At 61.0% G+C, this 16,432-nt stretch carries 20 protein-coding genes; 12 read left to right on the forward strand and 8 right to left on the reverse strand.

Annotated elements, in window-relative coordinates; genetic code table 11:
* The first annotated feature begins 1 nt into the window (after position 1).
* The 3 genes from HDC32_RS20655 to HDC32_RS20665 all read left to right on the forward strand — a co-directional run bounded on the left by HDC32_RS20655 (position 2) and on the right by HDC32_RS20665 (position 3,245).
* The gene (locus tag HDC32_RS20655; RefSeq protein WP_131699607.1) at positions 2–622 is read left to right on the forward strand and encodes a 2-dehydro-3-deoxy-6-phosphogalactonate aldolase; all 621 of its coding nucleotides are present in this window, start codon (positions 2–4) and stop codon (positions 620–622) included.
* Between the two features lie 48 nt (positions 623–670).
* Complete coding sequence (gene dgoD, locus HDC32_RS20660; RefSeq protein ID WP_003170741.1) at positions 671–1,819, forward strand: galactonate dehydratase; 1,149 nt, start codon at positions 671–673, stop codon at positions 1,817–1,819.
* A gap of 115 nt (positions 1,820–1,934) precedes the next feature.
* The gene (locus HDC32_RS20665) at positions 1,935–3,245 is read left to right on the forward strand and encodes an MFS transporter (protein ID WP_131699606.1); all 1,311 of its coding nucleotides are present in this window, start codon (positions 1,935–1,937) and stop codon (positions 3,243–3,245) included.
* Between the two features lie 113 nt (positions 3,246–3,358).
* Here HDC32_RS20665 and HDC32_RS20670 read toward each other — a convergent pair whose 3' ends face one another.
* The 3 genes from HDC32_RS20670 to trpB all read right to left on the reverse strand — a co-directional run bounded on the left by HDC32_RS20670 (position 3,359) and on the right by trpB (position 5,971).
* Positions 3,359–3,799, reverse strand: coding sequence for an anti-virulence regulator CigR family protein (locus tag HDC32_RS20670; RefSeq protein WP_131699605.1), 441 nt, complete (start codon positions 3,797–3,799; stop codon positions 3,359–3,361).
* 135 nt (positions 3,800–3,934) lie between these two features.
* Complete coding sequence (gene trpA, locus HDC32_RS20675) at positions 3,935–4,744, reverse strand: tryptophan synthase subunit alpha (protein ID WP_184745279.1); 810 nt, start codon at positions 4,742–4,744, stop codon at positions 3,935–3,937.
* Positions 4,745–5,971, reverse strand: coding sequence for a tryptophan synthase subunit beta (gene trpB / locus HDC32_RS20680; RefSeq protein ID WP_131699603.1), 1,227 nt, complete (start codon positions 5,969–5,971; stop codon positions 4,745–4,747). It abuts the gene before it with no gap.
* Between the two features lie 110 nt (positions 5,972–6,081).
* Between trpB and HDC32_RS20685 the strand changes: the two genes are divergently transcribed.
* Entirely contained in the window at positions 6,082–6,978 is an 897-nt protein-coding gene (locus tag HDC32_RS20685) for a LysR family transcriptional regulator (protein ID WP_131699602.1), read from the forward strand.
* Between the two features lie 8 nt (positions 6,979–6,986).
* Here HDC32_RS20685 and HDC32_RS20690 read toward each other — a convergent pair whose 3' ends face one another.
* Complete coding sequence (locus tag HDC32_RS20690; RefSeq protein ID WP_003170746.1) at positions 6,987–7,313, reverse strand: YqjD family protein; 327 nt, start codon at positions 7,311–7,313, stop codon at positions 6,987–6,989.
* A gap of 156 nt (positions 7,314–7,469) precedes the next feature.
* Here HDC32_RS20690 and HDC32_RS20695 point away from each other — a divergent pair, with 156 nt between their 5' ends.
* The gene (locus tag HDC32_RS20695; protein ID WP_027608132.1) at positions 7,470–7,685 is read left to right on the forward strand and encodes a dodecin; all 216 of its coding nucleotides are present in this window, start codon (positions 7,470–7,472) and stop codon (positions 7,683–7,685) included.
* A 115-nt stretch (positions 7,686–7,800) separates the two neighbouring features.
* Positions 7,801–8,025 (forward strand): DUF1161 domain-containing protein, encoded by a 225-nt coding sequence (locus HDC32_RS20700; RefSeq protein ID WP_184745281.1) that lies wholly within the window; start codon positions 7,801–7,803, stop codon positions 8,023–8,025.
* 59 nt (positions 8,026–8,084) lie between these two features.
* Here HDC32_RS20700 and HDC32_RS20705 read toward each other — a convergent pair whose 3' ends face one another.
* Positions 8,085–9,086, reverse strand: coding sequence for an LLM class flavin-dependent oxidoreductase (locus HDC32_RS20705; protein WP_145338362.1), 1,002 nt, complete (start codon positions 9,084–9,086; stop codon positions 8,085–8,087).
* A 217-nt stretch (positions 9,087–9,303) separates the two neighbouring features.
* Here HDC32_RS20705 and HDC32_RS20710 point away from each other — a divergent pair, with 217 nt between their 5' ends.
* A complete protein-coding gene (locus HDC32_RS20710) occupies positions 9,304–9,735 on the forward strand; it encodes an OsmC family protein (protein ID WP_027608131.1) in 432 nt (143 codons plus the stop codon).
* A 207-nt stretch (positions 9,736–9,942) separates the two neighbouring features.
* Positions 9,943–10,182: a DUF1161 domain-containing protein gene (locus tag HDC32_RS20715; RefSeq protein ID WP_017734725.1), complete on the forward strand. Its 240-nt coding sequence runs from the start codon at positions 9,943–9,945 to the stop codon at positions 10,180–10,182.
* Here the strand turns inward: HDC32_RS20715 and HDC32_RS20720 are convergent, their stop codons facing one another.
* Positions 10,183–10,605 carry a hypothetical protein gene (locus HDC32_RS20720; RefSeq protein ID WP_184745283.1) on the reverse strand — a complete coding sequence of 141 codons (423 nt, stop codon included), beginning with the start codon at positions 10,603–10,605 and terminating at the stop codon, positions 10,183–10,185.
* A 110-nt stretch (positions 10,606–10,715) separates the two neighbouring features.
* Between HDC32_RS20720 and HDC32_RS20725 the strand changes: the two genes are divergently transcribed.
* The gene (locus HDC32_RS20725) at positions 10,716–11,759 is read left to right on the forward strand and encodes an aminopeptidase (protein ID WP_184745284.1); all 1,044 of its coding nucleotides are present in this window, start codon (positions 10,716–10,718) and stop codon (positions 11,757–11,759) included.
* Between the two features lie 33 nt (positions 11,760–11,792).
* Here the strand turns inward: HDC32_RS20725 and HDC32_RS20730 are convergent, their stop codons facing one another.
* Both HDC32_RS20730 and HDC32_RS20735 read right to left on the reverse strand, forming a co-directional pair.
* A complete protein-coding gene (locus HDC32_RS20730) occupies positions 11,793–12,452 on the reverse strand; it encodes an HAD family hydrolase (protein WP_131699598.1) in 660 nt (219 codons plus the stop codon).
* Positions 12,449–12,991 (reverse strand): gamma carbonic anhydrase family protein, encoded by a 543-nt coding sequence (locus HDC32_RS20735; protein WP_027608127.1) that lies wholly within the window; start codon positions 12,989–12,991, stop codon positions 12,449–12,451. The genes HDC32_RS20730 and HDC32_RS20735 overlap by 4 nt, the downstream gene beginning before the upstream one ends.
* Before the next feature lie 54 nt (positions 12,992–13,045).
* Between HDC32_RS20735 and prlC the strand changes: the two genes are divergently transcribed.
* The 3 genes from prlC to HDC32_RS20750 all read left to right on the forward strand — a co-directional run bounded on the left by prlC (position 13,046) and on the right by HDC32_RS20750 (position 16,431).
* On the forward strand, positions 13,046–15,145 hold the full coding sequence (gene prlC / locus HDC32_RS20740) for an oligopeptidase A (protein ID WP_174556988.1): 2,100 nt from the start codon (positions 13,046–13,048) through the stop codon (positions 15,143–15,145).
* Complete coding sequence (locus HDC32_RS20745; protein ID WP_167655865.1) at positions 15,142–15,417, forward strand: YheV family putative zinc ribbon protein; 276 nt, start codon at positions 15,142–15,144, stop codon at positions 15,415–15,417. Before prlC ends, HDC32_RS20745 begins: the two co-directional genes overlap by 4 nt.
* Positions 15,418–15,678: 261 nt before the next feature.
* The gene (locus HDC32_RS20750) at positions 15,679–16,431 is read left to right on the forward strand and encodes a gluconate 2-dehydrogenase subunit 3 family protein (protein ID WP_131699597.1); all 753 of its coding nucleotides are present in this window, start codon (positions 15,679–15,681) and stop codon (positions 16,429–16,431) included.
* The last annotated feature ends 1 nt before the right edge of the window (position 16,432 follow it).

Genomic DNA, 16,432 nt, shown 5'->3' on the forward strand with positions numbered 1-16,432 from the left:
CATGCTCAAGCAAGCACTCGCACAAAACGGTTTGATCGCCATTCTTCGCGGCATACGCCCGGACGAAGCCCAGGCGGTCGGCCAAGTGCTGTACGACGCCGGGTTTCGCGTGATCGAAGTCCCGCTCAATTCGCCGGACCCTTACACCAGCATTCGCACCCTGCGCGACAGCCTGCCCGCCGATTGCCTGATCGGCGCCGGCACGGTATTGACGCCTGGGCAGGTCGAACAAGTGAAAGCTGCCGGTGGCCAAGTGATCGTCATGCCCCATAGCGATGCCAAGGTCTTGCGCGCCGCGAAAGCCGCCGGCCTGTACCTGTCGCCGGGTGTGGCCACGCCCACCGAAGCGTTCGCGGCGTTGGACGAAGGTGCCGACGTGTTGAAGCTGTTCCCGGCCGAGCAAATGGGCCCTTCTGTGATCAAGGCTTGGCTGGCGGTATTGCCTGCAGGCACGTTGCTGCTGCCGGTGGGCGGCATTACCCCGGACAACATGCAGGTGTTTATCGACGCCGGCGCCAAGGGGTTCGGGCTGGGTTCCGGGTTGTTCAAACCGGGTATGACAGTGGATCAGGTAGCGAGCCGCGCCCAGGCTTATGTCGCCGCCTGGAAAGCCCTGAACTGAGATCAAGTTCCGCGCCCGCAGGCGCTGCATCTATAAGAGAGATAACAGATGAAAATCACCAAACTGACGACCTTTATCGTCCCGCCGCGCTGGTGCTTCCTCAAGGTCGAGACCGACCAGGGCGTGACCGGTTGGGGTGAGCCCGTGGTCGAAGGCCGCGCTCACACCGTGGCCGCTGCTGTCGAGGAACTGTCCGACTACCTGATCGGCAAAGACCCACGCAATATCGAAGACATCTGGACCGTGCTCTACCGCGGTGGCTTCTATCGAGGCGGCGCCGTGCACATGAGCGCCCTCGCCGGCATCGACCAGGCGCTGTGGGACATCAAGGGCAAGGCCCTGGGCGTTTCCGTCAGCGACCTGTTGGGTGGCCAGGTGCGTGACAAGATCCGCGTGTACTCGTGGATCGGCGGCGATCGCCCCGCCGACACCGCCCGCGCCGCCAAAGAGGCCGTGGCCCGTGGTTTTACTGCGGTGAAAATGAACGGCACTGAAGAGTTGCAGTTCGTCGACAGCTTCGAAAAAGTCGACCTGGCCCTGGCCAACGTCGCGGCTGTGCGTGATGCGGTCGGTCCCAACGTAGGCATCGGCGTCGACTTCCATGGTCGTGTGCACAAGCCCATGGCCAAGGTGCTGATGAAAGAACTGGACCCCTACAAGCTGATGTTTATCGAAGAGCCGGTGCTCAGCGAAAACTACGAAGCCCTCAAGGAACTGGCGCCGCTGACCAGCACTCCGATTGCCCTGGGCGAGCGCCTGTTCTCGCGCTGGGACTTCAAGCGCGTGCTCAGCGAAGGCTACGTCGACATCATCCAGCCGGATGCTTCCCACGCGGGCGGTATCACCGAAACCCGCAAGATCGCCAACATGGCCGAAGCCTACGACGTGGCCCTGGCCCTGCACTGCCCGCTGGGCCCGATTGCGTTGGCGGCGTGCCTGCAACTGGATGCGGTTTGCTACAACGCGTTTATCCAGGAGCAAAGCCTGGGCATTCACTACAACGAGAGCAACGACCTGCTCGACTACGTGCGCGACCCGGGCGTGTTCGACTATGACCAGGGCTTTGTGAAGATCCCCAACGGGCCGGGCCTGGGGATCGAGATCAACGAGGAATACGTGATCGAACGTGCAGCCATCGGTCACCGCTGGCGCAACCCGATCTGGCGCCACGCCGACGGCAGTTTCGCCGAGTGGTGATTTCTGCCTGAAAGAACACGGTCAAACATGTGGGAGGGGGCTTGCCCCCTTCCACATTTTGAGCCGGTTTCTTCAGAAGTCCCTTCCTCAACAAACATAAGAATAGGCACCTACCATGCAACCTGAATCCTTGAGCGGGCAGGCTTCTTTAGTCACGCCTACCCGAAAGCGCTACTTCATCATGGTGTTGCTGTTTATCACCGTCGTGATCAACTACCTCGACCGCAGCAACCTGTCGATTGCCGCCCCGGCGCTGACCAGCGAGCTGGGCATCGATCCGGTACATGTCGGGCTGATTTTCTCGGCGTTCGGCTGGACTTACGCCGCCATGCAGATTCCCGGCGGCTGGCTGGTGGACCGGGTGCCGCCGCGCATCCTCTACACCGCCGCCCTGTTGCTCTGGTCCATCGCCACCGTGATGCTCGGCTTTGCCGCCAGCTTCATTGCGCTGTTTGTGCTGCGCATGGCGGTAGGCGCCCTGGAAGCACCGGCCTACCCTATCAACAGCCGCGTGGTCACCAGTTGGTTTCCCGAGCGTGAGCGCGCCACGGCCATTGGCTTTTACACCTCCGGGCAGTTTGTCGGGTTGGCGTTCCTGACGCCGGTCCTGGCCTGGTTGCAGCATCATTACGGCTGGCACATGGTGTTTGTCGTCACTGGCGGAGTGGGCATTCTGTGGGCGGCGATCTGGTATGCCGTGTATCGCGAGCCCCGGGACTTCAAAGGCGTCAACGCAGCCGAAATCGAGTTGATCCGCGAAGGTGGCGGGCTGGTGGACCTCAGTGCACAAGCGGGTAAGACCAAGGCGCCATTCAGCTGGGTCGACCTGGGCATTGTCCTGAGCAAGCGCAAATTGTGGGGCATCTACCTGGGGCAGTTCTGCCTGAACTCCACGTTGTGGTTCTTCCTGACCTGGTTCCCGACCTACCTGGTGAAATACCGCGGCATGGACTTCATCAAGTCCGGCATGCTCGCATCACTGCCCTTCCTCGCGGCCTTCGTCGGCGTGTTGTGCTCGGGGTTGTTTTCCGACTGGCTGATCCGCCGTGGCGCCTCGGTGGGGTTTGCCCGCAAGTTGCCGATCATCAGCGGCCTGCTGATCTCTACGGCGATCATTGGCGCCAACTTCGTCGAATCGACACCGTTGGTCATCGCCTTCCTGGCCTTGGCGTTCTTCGGCAACGGCCTGGCCTCAATCACGTGGTCCCTGGTTTCGACCCTTGCCCCTGCACGTCTGCTGGGACTGACTGGCGGTGTGTTCAACTTCATCGGCAACCTGGCGGCGATTACCACACCAATCGTTATCGGCTTCCTGGCCAGCGGCGATTCGTTTGCGCCGGCGATTACCTATATCGCGGTACTGGCATTGCTTGGGGCGCTTTCTTACATATTGCTCGTAGGTAAAGTTGAACGCATCGAGCTTTAAGCCGGTAGCGGGAAGATTGCTTTCTGGAGACTGACCTCTAATGGCGAGCAGACTTCCCGTGGCGAGCGGGCTTGCCACAGGAAGCTACGTTGCTACAACGTTATTGCGTGGTTTTAGTTGAGTACGCCGTCAAGGATTTCGTAGACGATGCCCGTGCCTACAGCGATCAGTACCACGTCCGGCCCCGAACGGCGCCATTCATAACCTGGATAGACCGGCAGGCGCGCCAGGGCACGGTTGTCCAAGCGCTCGCCGTAGTAGCCATGCGGCAGGGGGCGGCCGCGCACCAGACGCACATTCGGCGGCGGCGGTGCGCCACGGGAGAACTGGCCGTGGTTGTCGCGAATGATCTGGCGTACCGGGCCGAAGTCCTGGGGCGGGCCGCCGCGACGGTCGTCCTGCGGGCCGCGATGGTCGTCGCCACGTTGCTCGTGCTGGCCCTGCGGGCCGCCACGATCGTCACCCCGCGGGTCAGGCGGCGCGGCTTGCACCAGGGCGCTGGCGCCAAGTACCAGCACACCAAGACCTGCAATCACGGATTTAGGCATTTTCATCGGGTATTCCTCAGGACACACATACAAAAAAGGGATCTCGAACGCGGTTCGAAATCCCTTGGTCTTGCTGTTTAGGCCGTGATTGCGCGCGTTGATTCCTCTGTATCAGGAACTTTACCTCTCGCTACATGGCGCTTACTTACGGGCGTTGCGCACACCTTCCGACAGCGCCGCGCACAGGCTCAATACGCCATCGATCGCTTGTTGATCGTTACTGGCATTGGCGATGTGATCGATCAGGGCCGAGCCGACCACCACGCCATCGGCCAGGCGCGCGATGGCCGCCGCTTGTTCCGGTGTGCGGATACCAAAACCGATGCTGATCGGCAGGTCGGTATGCCGACGCAGGCGGGCCACGGCTTCTTCGACGTGTTCCAGGGTCGCGGCGCCGGCACCGGTCACACCGGCCACGGATACGTAGTACACAAACCCGGAACTGCCGTTGAGCACGGTCGGCAGGCGCACGTCATCGGTGGTCGGCGTGGTCAGGCGGATAAAGTCGATACCGGCGGCCTGGGCCGGGTCGCACAGCTCGCCGTTATGCTCGGGCGGCATGTCGACCACGATCAGGCCGTCGACGCCGGCCTCTTTGGCGTCAGCGATGAACTCAGGCACACCGTATTTGTGGATCGGGTTGAAGTAGCCCATCAACACCAGCGGTGTATCGTTGTTGTCCTTGCGGAACTCACGCACCATCTGCAGGGTTTTCAGCAGGTTCTGCTTGGCTTCCAGCGCACGGATGTTGGCCAGTTGAATGGCCGGGCCGTCGGCCATTGGGTCGGTGAAGGGCATGCCCAACTCGATCACATCGGCGCCAGCAGCAGGCAAGCCCTTGAGGATCGCCAGCGAAGTGTCATAGCCCGGGTCGCCGGCAGTGACGAAGGTCACCAGGGCGGCGCGGTTCTGTTCTTTGAGTTGCGCAAAGCGGGTCTGCAGGCGGCTCATTTAGTGTTTCTCCTGCTGAGACTGTTCCATGTGGTGCATCACGGTCTGCATGTCTTTGTCGCCACGGCCGGACAGGTTGACCACCATCAGGTGATCCTTCGGCAGGGTCGGCGCGCGCTTGAACACTTCGGCCAGGGCGTGGGCGCTTTCCAGGGCAGGAATGATCCCTTCCAGGCGGCAGCACTTGTGGAAGGCATCCAGGGCTTCGTGGTCAGTCACCGAGGTGTACTGGACGCGGCCGATATCGTGCAACCAGGCGTGTTCCGGGCCGATGCCTGGGTAGTCGAGGCCGGCGGAAATCGAGTGGGCGTCGATGATCTGGCCGTCGTCGTCCTGCAGCAGGAAGGTACGGTTGCCGTGCAGCACACCCGGTACGCCGCCGTTGAGGCTGGCGGCGTGCTTGCCGGTCTCGATGCCGTGGCCGGCGGCTTCAACGCCGATGATCTCGACGCTGGTGTCGTCCAGGAACGGATGGAACAGACCCATGGCGTTGGAACCACCGCCGATGCATGCCACCAGGCTGTCCGGCAGGCGGCCTTCCTGAGCTTGCAGCTGGGTGCGGGTTTCCTTGCCGATCACGGCCTGGAAGTCACGCACCATCGCTGGGTATGGGTGTGGGCCGGCCACGGTGCCGATCAGATAAAAGGTGTCGTCGACGTTGGTCACCCAGTCGCGCAGGGCTTCGTTCATCGCGTCCTTGAGGGTGCCGGTGCCGGCGACCACTGGGATCACTTCAGCGCCCAGCAGCTTCATGCGGAACACGTTGGCCTGTTGGCGCTCGATGTCGGTGGTGCCCATGTAGATCACGCATTGCAGGCCGAAACGCGCGGCCACGGTAGCGGTCGCCACACCGTGCATGCCGGCGCCGGTCTCGGCGATGATGCGTTTCTTGCCCATGCGCCGCGCCAGCAGGATCTGGCCGATGCAGTTGTTGATCTTGTGTGCGCCGGTGTGGTTCAGCTCTTCGCGCTTGAGGTAGATCTTGGCACCGCCGCAGAACTCGGTCAGGCGCTCGGCGAAATACAGCGGGCTTGGGCGGCCGACGTAGTCACGCTGGAAGTAGGCCAATTCTTCGTTGAACGCCGGATCGATCTTGGCCGCTTCGTATTCGCGGGCCAGTTCGAGGATCAACGGCATCAGGGTTTCGGCGACGTAGCGGCCGCCGAACGCGCCAAACAGGCCGTTGGCGTCAGGGCCGTTGCGCAGATCGGTCTGGGACTGAGTCATGGGACGCTCCAGGTAGGAATTTGTGTGAGAAGCAATGACGGCCACTCTACCCCTCACATCCAGCGCTGAAAACCGATAAGATCGCTGCAACCTGTCAGGAAAACTCACAGATGAGCCGAGACCTCCCACCCCTCAATGCCCTGCGCGCCTTTGAAGCCACCGCCCGCCTGAACAGCGTCAGCCAGGCTGCCGAGCAACTGCACGTGACCCACGGCGCGGTCAGCCGCCAATTGAAGGTGCTGGAAGAGCATTTGGGTGTCAGCTTGTTCATCAAGGATGGACGCGGCATTAAACTCACAGATGCAGGTGTGCGGTTGCGAGATGCCAGCGCCGAGGCGTTCGAGCGCTTGCGCGACGTCTGCGCCGAACTCACCCAGGCCAGCGCTGATGCGCCGTTCGTGCTTGGCTGCTCAGGCAGTTTGCTGGCGCGCTGGTTGATCCCGCGCCTGGGTCGCTTGAATGCCGACCTGCCGGACCTGCGCCTGCACCTGTCGGCGGGTGACGGCGACCTCGACCCCCGACGCCCCGGTCTCGATGCCCTGCTGGTCTTCGCCGAACCACCGTGGCCGGCGGATATGCAAGTGTATGAGCTGGCGAGCGAGTGTATCGGGCCGGTGATGAGCCCGCGTTTTGCCGGGTACGAACGCCTGCGCCAGGCGCCGCCGCAAGCCTTGTGTGGCGAAGCCTTGTTGCACACCACTTCACGCCCGCAAGCCTGGCCCAGTTGGGCGCAACAGCACGGCATCGAGCCCGGCGCGTTGAAACATGGCCAGGGTTTTGAGCATTTGTATTATTTGCTGGAGGCGGCGGTGGCGGGGTTGGGCGTGGCGATTGCGCCGCAGCCGCTGGTGGCAGAGGACCTGCGCGCGGGTCGCCTGGTGGCGCCGTGGGGTTTCAGTGAAACCCCGGCGCACCTGGCGTTGTGGCTACCCAAGCGCGCCGCAGACGGGCGCGCGAGTCAGTTGGCGCACTGGCTCAAGGCTGAGCTGGCGCGCCAGCCGGTATAGCCGGTCAATCAGTCACCGCGTTTGCACAGCAGGTAAGCCGCCAGCAGGCCCAACGCGCCAACGGCGACGCCGGCGGTAGTCCATGGGTGCTCTTGTGCGTAGTCCCGGGTGGCAACACCGGTTTCACGGATTTTGACTTTGCTTTCTTCGTAGGCGTCGCTGATCAGGTGACGAGAGTGCTTGAGGGCATTCTCGGCATTGCTTTTCAGGGCCTTCAGCGTTTTGCGCGACTCATCGGACGCATCGTCCTTGAGGCTCTCAAGGGACTTGAGCAGGCTCGAAATCTCGGCTTCCATGCTTTCCAGCGACGCTTTGCGTAAAGAAGTGTTGGCCATTTGGAATCTCCTGAAGTGATTGAGTGGCGTGTGTAGATACCGACTGCGGCCGTTTCAGAAAGTGCAGTAAATCTGAACTTTCAGGTAGGAACGGTCGCCAGAAGCAGTATGAACAATGACTGCTAGGCTTTATTGACGACCCTCAGGAGAAACACCATGTCTGATCATCACACCTACAAGAAAGTGGAATTGGTAGGTTCGTCCACCACCAGCATCGAAGACGCAATCAACAATGCCCTGGCCGAAGCCAACAAGAGCATCAAGCACTTGGAATGGTTTGAGGTGACGGAAACCCGTGGTCATATCAAGGACGGCAAGGTCGCGCACTATCAGGTTACGCTCAAGGTGGGGTTCCGAATTGCCAGTAGTTGATCGCGTCGGTTGAACTTGCCGGCTGGCCGATTGCCATAACTTGCGCTACAAACAATGGGTGCCGATGCCAGCAGCGTCGGCACGCTCGTTTCAATCAGCGCAAGGAAAGTGACGGATGAAGAAGCTCCTGTTAGCGGTAGGTTTGTTGAGCATTGCGGGCACGGCCCTGGCGGCGGGCAAGTCTTGTGAAGAGCTGAAAAGCGAAATTGCAGCGAAAATCGACGCCAAGGGCGCTTCGGGTTATTCGCTGGAAGTTGTGGATAAAGGCACCTCGACCGACGCTAAAGTGGTCGGTACCTGTGAAGGTGGTACCAAGGAAATCGTCTACAAGCGCGGTTAATCCCGTGTGGCAGACATAAAAAACCGACGCGGGTGCGTCGGTTTTTTTTCGTCGGGGGTTTAGCCCTTCATCAACTGCGCCAGCAGCTCGTAGGAATGAATCCGGTCGGCGTGCTCGTACAGGTCGCAGGTGAAGATCAATTCGTCCGCGCCGGTCTGTTCGATCAACACTTCCAGCTTGGCGCGGATCTTCGCTGGGCTACCCACCATCGCCAGGCCAAGGAAGCTGCCGACCGCGTCTTTTTCATGGGGCAGCCACAGGCCGTCCATGGTTTTCACCGGTGGGCGCTGCACCAGGCTCTGCCCGCGCATCAAGGCGAGGATGCGTTGGTACACCGAGGTGGCCAGGAAGTCGGCGTGCTCATCGGTGTCGGCCGCCACCAGCGGAATGCCGAGCATCACGTAAGGCTTGTCCAGCACAGCCGAAGGCTTGAAGTGATTGCGGTACACGCGAATCGCCTCGTGCATCAAACGCGGTGCGAAATGGGAGGCGAAGGCGTAGGGCAAACCGCGTTCGCCCGCCAGTTGCGCGCTGAACAGGCTGGAGCCCAGCAGCCACACCGGTACGTTGGTGCCGGTGCCGGGCACCGCAATCACCCGTTGGTCCGGTGTGCGTGGCCCGAGGTAGGCCATCAGCTCGGCCACGTCTTCCGGGAAGTCATCCGCGCTGCCGGAGCGCTCGCGGCGCAGAGCGCGAGCGGTCATCTGGTCGGAGCCGGGCGCGCGGCCCAGGCCCAGGTCGATACGCCCGGGGTAGAGGCTTTCCAGGGTGCCGAACTGCTCGGCGATCACCAGCGGTGCATGGTTGGGCAGCATCACGCCGCCGGAGCCGACGCGAATCGTCGAGGTACCGCCGGCCAAGTAACCCAGCAATACCGAGGTGGCCGAGCTGGCGATGCCATCCATATTGTGGTGTTCCGCCACCCAGAAACGGTGGTAGCCGAACTTTTCCACATGCTGGGCCAAATCCAGGGAATTGCGCAGCGACTGCGCCGGGCTGCCGTTGGCGCGCACCGGCACGAGGTCGAGGGTCGAGAACTTTACGTCGGACAGCGATTTCATAAGCCTGCTTCTCCAAAGGGGGGGCGCAGGCTTCTTAGACGAACCAAAACCTGCCGCTTCATGTGCATGTCCTATGCAATGAGGGCATATACCCGAGATTCAATAGCGAGGGTGAAATTTCCTACTTAATCGCTAGGTCTCTCTTACAAATGAACTTTGCCTTGGCGTCTATCCTCAGAACCTTACCGACGCAAAACCACCGTTCGAGGAGAAAGCTATGAGTATCGTTAAAAAGGCATCCGCGCATTGGGAAGGTGATCTGAAGACTGGCCTGGGCTCCATTTCCACCGAAACCGGCGTGCTGCGCGAAGCACCCTACGGCTTCAAGGCCCGTTTCGAAGGCGGCAAGGGCACCAACCCCGAAGAATTGATCGGCGCGGCCCACGCTGGCTGTTTCTCCATGGCCTTTTCCATGATTCTGGGCGACGCCGGGCTCAAGGCTGACAGCATCGACACCCAGGCCGAAGTGACCCTGGACCAGGTCGATGGCGGCTTCGCGATCACCGCCGTGCACTTGGTGCTCAAGGCCAAGATCCCAGGCGCCAGCCAGGCGCAGTTCGATGAATTGAGCAAGAAGGCCAAGGAAGGGTGCCCGGTGTCCAAGGTACTGAATGCGAAGATCAGCCTGGATGCCACGCTGGTTAGCTGACACAGCAGGTCCACTGTGGGAGGGGGCTCGCCCCCGATAGCGGTCTATCAGTAACAGCGATGTTGACTGATGCACTGCTATCGGGAGCAAGCCCCCTCCCACATTTTGTTCTGCGTTAAATCAGAACTCGTGTTTCCCGAATGTGGTCCTATAGCCTATGCAGCCTTAGGCGCACACCCGTGCGCATGCATTCAGGGAGCTTCACACATGAAACGTTTTGCCTTGGCGATCATCTGCGGTGTGTTGGCCACATCGGCTGTGGCCGCACCAAAAGACTGCGAAGAGCTCAGGAAAGAGATTGAGGTCAAGATCCAGGCGAACGCCGTTCCGTCCTACACCTTGGAAATTGTCAGCAAGGAAGAAGCTGACAAGCACGACGTCGCCATGGTCGTCGGCAGCTGTGAGAACGGTACCAAAGCCATCATCTATCAGAAGAACAACGACTGATCAGAGACAGTTGACGCTGCGTTCTTCCGCCAGCAATTGGCGAGCGGCGTTATACAGCCGGATATTCGGCGTGAAGGCCAATGAGCGCCCTTCCAGGCGATAGCGTTGGCCAGCCTCGAAATGGTCGTACTGCAGGGTGATGAAACAGGTGCGGTCGGCGGTTTGCCCAAAGCCATTGAGGCTGCCGCCGGTGGGCACCTCGAAATCAAAGCGCACCATCAGCTCGTGACTGCCCGGTGGCACCTGGAAGTAGCGTCCGTCCGGCAGGTTCTTACCATCCAGGCGCTGCGCCATCACCAGCTTGGCTCCCGGCGTCGGCGTAGCAAAATCGACCCAGGCCTGATGCGGGTCGACCGGCGGCAGGGGGGGCGAAGCGCAGGCGCTGAGCAACAGGGCGACGACGGGAAGCAGGAGCTGGTGCATGGCAGTTACTCAACGCAAGGAGAGCTTTGAGTATAAACACGCTACGACGTGGAAAAATCCCCTTCAGGCGCGATAGTCTGGCGAACAAATCACCCAGGAGCGATCGGTGCATGGTCAGGCGTTTTCTTTCAGGGTTGGTGGTTGTGCTGCTCAGTGGTTGCTCCAGCGTCAGTTACTACAGCCAATTGGCGGACGGCCAGTGGCAGCTGTTGCGGGCTCGGGAGCCGGTTGCCGAGGTCATCGCCGATCCATCGAGGCCGCAGTTGCTGCGTGATCATCTGGCTCAATCACAAAAAGCTCGAACCTTCGCCAGCGAACACCTGCATCTGCCTGACAACCAAAGTTACCGGCTGTATGCCGATATTGGCCGTCCTTATGTAGTCTGGAATGTCTTCGCTACGCAGGAATTTTCCCTGGCGCCTCAAACCCATTGCTTCCCCATTGCCGGTTGCGTGGCCTATCGCGGCTATTACAGCCAAGGCGCGGCGCGCGGTGAAGCGGCGTTGTTGCGCAAACAAGGCATGGACGTGTCGATTGGCGGCGTGGAAGCCTATTCAACCTTGGGTTGGTTCAACGACCCGATCATGAATTCGATGATGAACTGGGGTGACGAACGCCTGGCCACGCTGATCTTCCATGAGCTGGCGCACCAGCGGTTCTACGTGAAGGACGACACCGAATTCAACGAGTCGTTTGCCAGCTTCGTCGAGCAGGAAGGCACCCGCCAGTGGCGCGCGGCCCAGGGCCTGGCGCCGCTTGGCAACGCGACGCGGCAACAGCGGGACCAATTTACCCAACTGATCCTCGATACACGTCAGCGCCTGGAAAAACTCTACGCGCAACCGCTGGCTGCCGAGGCGATGCGCCAGGCCAAGGCGGCCGAATTCGAGGATTTGCGTCGTGCGTACCGGCAGATGCGCGATAGCCAATGGGGTGGAGACAAGCGTTATGACGCCTGGATGAACCTGCCGATGAACAATGCGCGGTTGTTGCCGTTCGGGCTGTATGACCGGTGGGTGCCGGCGTTTGCGGCGTTATTCAGGCAGGAAGGTGGGGATTGGCCGAAGTTCTACGCGGCGGTGGAGAAGATGGGCGAGTTGCCGGTGGTGCAGCGCAAGGCTGCGTTGAGGCAGTTGGAAGGGGTTGATCCGTAGGGCCTCATCGGGGGCTTGCCGCCGATGGCGGTCTCAGGGCCGCTGCAAAAACGCCTGATGCATCTGCGCCAGCGTCTCAAAGTGCCAGGTCGGCGCCTCAGCATTCAACTCTTCGAAACTACCAAACCCATAACCGACGGCCGCCGAATCCAGCCCATTGCTGCGCGCCCCGATCAGGTCGTGCTTACGATCACCAATCATCAAGGTGGTGGCCGGGTCCAGGCCTTCTTCGCTGATCAAATGCGCAATCAACTCGACCTTGTTGGTGCGTGTCCCGTCCAGTTCGCTGCCGTAGATCACTTTGAAGTGCCTGGCAAAATCGAAATGCCGCGCGATCTCGCGGGCAAACACCCAGGGCTTGGATGTGGCGACGTACAACTGGCGGCCCTGTTTGCCCAGGTCTTCAAGTAGCGGCATCACGCCGTCGAATACGCGGTTTTCATACAGCCCGGTGACTTTGAAGCGCTCGCGGTAGAAATTCACTGCCTCCCAGGCCTTGGCCTCATCGAAGTCGTAGAACTGCATGAAGGCTTGCAGCAATGGAGGGCCGATGAAGTGTTCGAGTTGGGTCAGGTCGGGTTCGTCGATGCCCAATTTGCCAAGGGCGTACTGGATCGAGCGGGTGATGCCCTCGCGCGGGTCGGTGAGGGTGCCATCCAGGTCGAACAGCACGGTTTGGTAATGGAGGGTCATTGGTCGAATCCTTCAGCCAGGTGCAGGTCTTTGAGCTTCACGTAGTTCGCGGCGCTGTAGGTGAAAAAGGCGCGTTCCTTGTCAGTCAGCGGGCGGATTTGTTTAACCGGGCTGCCGACATACAAAAAACCGCTGTCGAGCTTCTTGCCCGGTGGCACCAGGCTGCCGGCGCCGATGATGACGTCGTCCTCCACCACGGCGCCGTCCATCACGATGCTGCCCATGCCGATCAAAATCCGGTTGCCCACCGTGCAGCCGTGCAGCATGACTTTGTGTGCGATGGTCACGTCATCGCCGATCAGCAAGGGAAAACCGTCCGGATTGAAGGGGCCTGCGTGAGTGATGTGCAGCACGCAGCCGTCCTGCACGCTGGTGCGCGCGCCGATACGGATGCGGTGCATGTCGCCGCGAATCACGGTCAGCGGCCAGACCGAGCTGTCGGTGCCGATTTCGACATCGCCGATCACCACCGCCGAAATATCGACAAAAGCCCCGGCGCCCAGGGTTGGCGTGTGGTTCTGATAGGTGCGAAGGGTCACGATAGCCTCTCTCTTATGTGCTGATAGCTGCGGTGGACGTTGATTGTAATTAAGATGGCCCCATCTTTGTTCTTACATGTTTCTTCAGCCAAGGTGCCAACCGTGAGCGCGAACAACCCTCTTCTGCAGTCCTACGACCTGCCGCCGTTCTCGGCGATCCGTGCCGAGCACGTGCAGCCGGCCATCGAACAGATCCTCGCCGACAACCGTGTTGCCATCGAAGGCATCCTGCAAAGCCAGGGTAAAAATCCGACATGGGCCGGTCTGGTGCTGGCCATGGACGAACTGAATGATCGCCTGGGCGCCGCCTGGAGCCCGGTCAGCCATCTCAATGCTGTGTGCAACAGCGCCGAGCTGCGCGAAGCCTACGAGGCGTGCCTGCCGGCATTGAGCGCCTATTCCACCGAGATGGGCCAGAACCGCGCGCTGTTCCAAGCCTTCGAAGCCCTGGCCAACAGCCCGGAAGCCGCCGGTTTCGACGTGGCGCAAAAAACCATCCTTGAACACTCCCTGCGCGACTTCCGCCTCTCGGGTATCGACTTGCCGCCTGAGCAGCAAAAACGTTACGCCGAAGTGCAGAGCAAGCTTTCCGAGCTGGGCAGCAAATTCTCCAACCAACTGCTGGACGCCACCCAGGCGTGGACCAAGCACGTCACCGAGGAAGCCACCCTCGCCGGCCTGACCGATTCGGCCAAGGCGCAGATGGCCGCTGCCGCGCAGGCCAAAGGCCTCGACGGCTGGCTGATCACCCTGGAGTTTCCGAGCTACTACGCGGTCATGACCTACGCCCAGGACCGCGCCCTGCGAGAAGAAATCTACGCGGCCTACTGCACCCGTGCGTCAGACCAGGGCCCGAATGCCGGTCAGAACGATAACGGCCCGGTGATGGAACAGATCCTCGACTTGCGTCAGGAACTGGCCAAGCTTTTGGGTTACGCCTCGTTCTCCGAGCTGAGCCTGGCCACCAAGATGGCCGAGTCCAGCGACCAGGTGCTGAGCTTCCTGCGTGACCTGGCCAAGCGCAGCAAGCCGTTCGCTGCCCAGGACCTGCAACAGCTCAAGGCCTACGCCGCCGAACAAGGCTGCGCCGACCTGCAAAGCTGGGACAGCGGTTTCTACGGCGAAAAGCTGCGTGAGCAGCGCTACAGCGTGTCCCAGGAAGCCCTGCGCGCCTACTTCCCGATCGACAAGGTGCTGGGCGGCCTGTTCGCCATTGTGCAGCGTTTGTACGGCATCGAGATTGCCGAGCAAAAAGGCTTCGACACCTGGCACCCGGATGTTCGCCTATTTGAAATCAAGGAAAACGGCCAGCACGTCGGGCGCTTCTTCTTCGACCTGTACGCCCGCGCCAATAAGCGTGGCGGTGCCTGGATGGACGGCGCACGCGACCGCCGCCGCACCATCGACGGCGTGCTGCAAAGCCCGGTGGCGAACCTGGTGTGCAACTTCACCCCGGCCGACAGCGGCAAGCCTGCCCTGCTGACCCACGATGAAGTGACCACCCTGTTCCACGAATTCGGCCATGGCCTGCATCACCTGCTGACCCGCGTCGAGCATGCCGGCGTGTCCGGTATCAATGGTGTGGCGTGGGATGCGGTGGAATTGCCGAGCCAGTTCATGGAGAACTGGTGCTGGGAGCCGGAAGGCCTGGCGCTGATCTCCGGCCACTATGAAAGCGGCGAGCCACTGCCCCAGGACCTGCTGGAAAAAATGCTCGCGGCGAAGAACTTCCAGTCCGGCCTGATGATGGTGCGCCAGCTGGAGTTCTCGCTGTTCGACTTCGAGTTGCATGCCACCCATGGCGATGGCCGCAGCGTGGCCCAGGTGCTCGAAGGCGTGCGCGATGAGGTGTCGGTGATGCGTCCTCCTGCCTACAACCGTTTCCCCAACAGCTTTGCGCACATCTTTGCCGGCGGTTATGCCGCGGGTTACTACAGCTACAAATGGGCCGAAGTGCTGTCGGCGGATGCCTTCTCCAAATTCGAAGAAGACGGCGTGCTCAACGCCGAGACCGGTCGTGCCTTCCGTGAGGCAATCCTGGCGCGTGGCGGTTCCCAGGCGCCGATGGTGCTGTTCGTCGACTTCCGCGGACGTGCACCGTCGATTGACGCACTCTTGCGCCACAGCGGCCTGAGTGAGGACGCAGCAGCATGAGCGAAGGGCCTGTGACTACCAAAAAGCAATTTATCGCCGGGGCGGTGTGCCCGGCGTGCAGCGAACCGGACAAGTTGAAGATGTGGACCGAGGACAGCGTGCCGCATCGCGAATGCGTGGCCTGCGGGTATACCGATACGCTCAATGACCAAGGGCTGTCGGTGCCCAAGGAGTTGGGGACGCGGGTGAATACGTCTGCGCTTAAAGCGCCAGCCGATCCCAAGGTTCAGGCAGTGCAATTCTTCCCGAATCCGAAATTGAAAAAAGACTAACGGCCCTACGCGGGCCAATGTGGGAGGGGGCTTGCCCCCGATAGCGCAAGGTCAGTCAGCCTCTGGATTGGCTGACCCGCCGCTATCGGGAGCAAGCCCCCTCCCACATTTTTTTGCCTGCAATTATTCGACTTAGGTCGCTGAACCCATATTCTACATCCTTAGCCTGCTATCATTTGTAACTATTGATTGCCCAAATACCGACGAGCCGCTCCCCAGAAGTGGCCGAATAAACCCGTGACCACATGATGAGGTGCACCCATGTCTGATCAAGATCAAGACAACCCCCGGCGTGATTTTTTGCGCAAATCCTTGACCTTGATCCCGGTGGTCACGGTTGCGAGTACCGGCCTTGGTGGCTCGATACTGATGGCCACGCCTGAGCCTGCCCACGCGGCGCCGGCCAAACCTGCGAAGAACGACAAGGCCTACGAGCCGAGCTATTTCACCGCTGAGGAATGGGCGTTCATCAACGCCGCCGTCGAGCGTTTGATCCCCGCAGATGCCCAAGGCCCCGGTGCCCTGGAAGCCGGCGTGCCGGAGTACATCGACCGTCAGATGAACACGCCTTACGCCAGCGGCGCGCTGTGGTACATGCAAGGTCCGTTCAACGCCGACGCCCCGCCGGAGATGGGCTGGCAGAGCAAGTTGGTGCCCAAAGAAATTTATCGCCTGGGCATTGCCGCGACGGATGCTTGGTCGAAAGCCTTCAACGGTAAAGCTTTTGCTGCGCAAGACAGCGCTACCCGAGATGATATGTTGCGGCGCCTGGAGGCGGGCGGCAGTGAAGTCACGGCACATTTCGACGCGGTGCCGCCGAAGATGTTCTTCAACTTGCTGCTGCAAAACACCAAGGAAGGGTTCTTCTGCGACCCGATCCACGGTGGCAACAAAGGCATGGTCGGCTGGACCATGATCGGCTTCCCCGGCGCCCGCGCCGACTTCATGGATTGGGTGGAACGCAACGAGCAGTACCCCTTCCCGGCAGTTTCCATCCGCGGCGAGAGGGCATAAA

Origin of the sequence: Pseudomonas sp. JAI120, assembly GCF_014207255.1 — a bacterium.
GTDB lineage: Bacteria > Pseudomonadota > Gammaproteobacteria > Pseudomonadales > Pseudomonadaceae > Aquipseudomonas.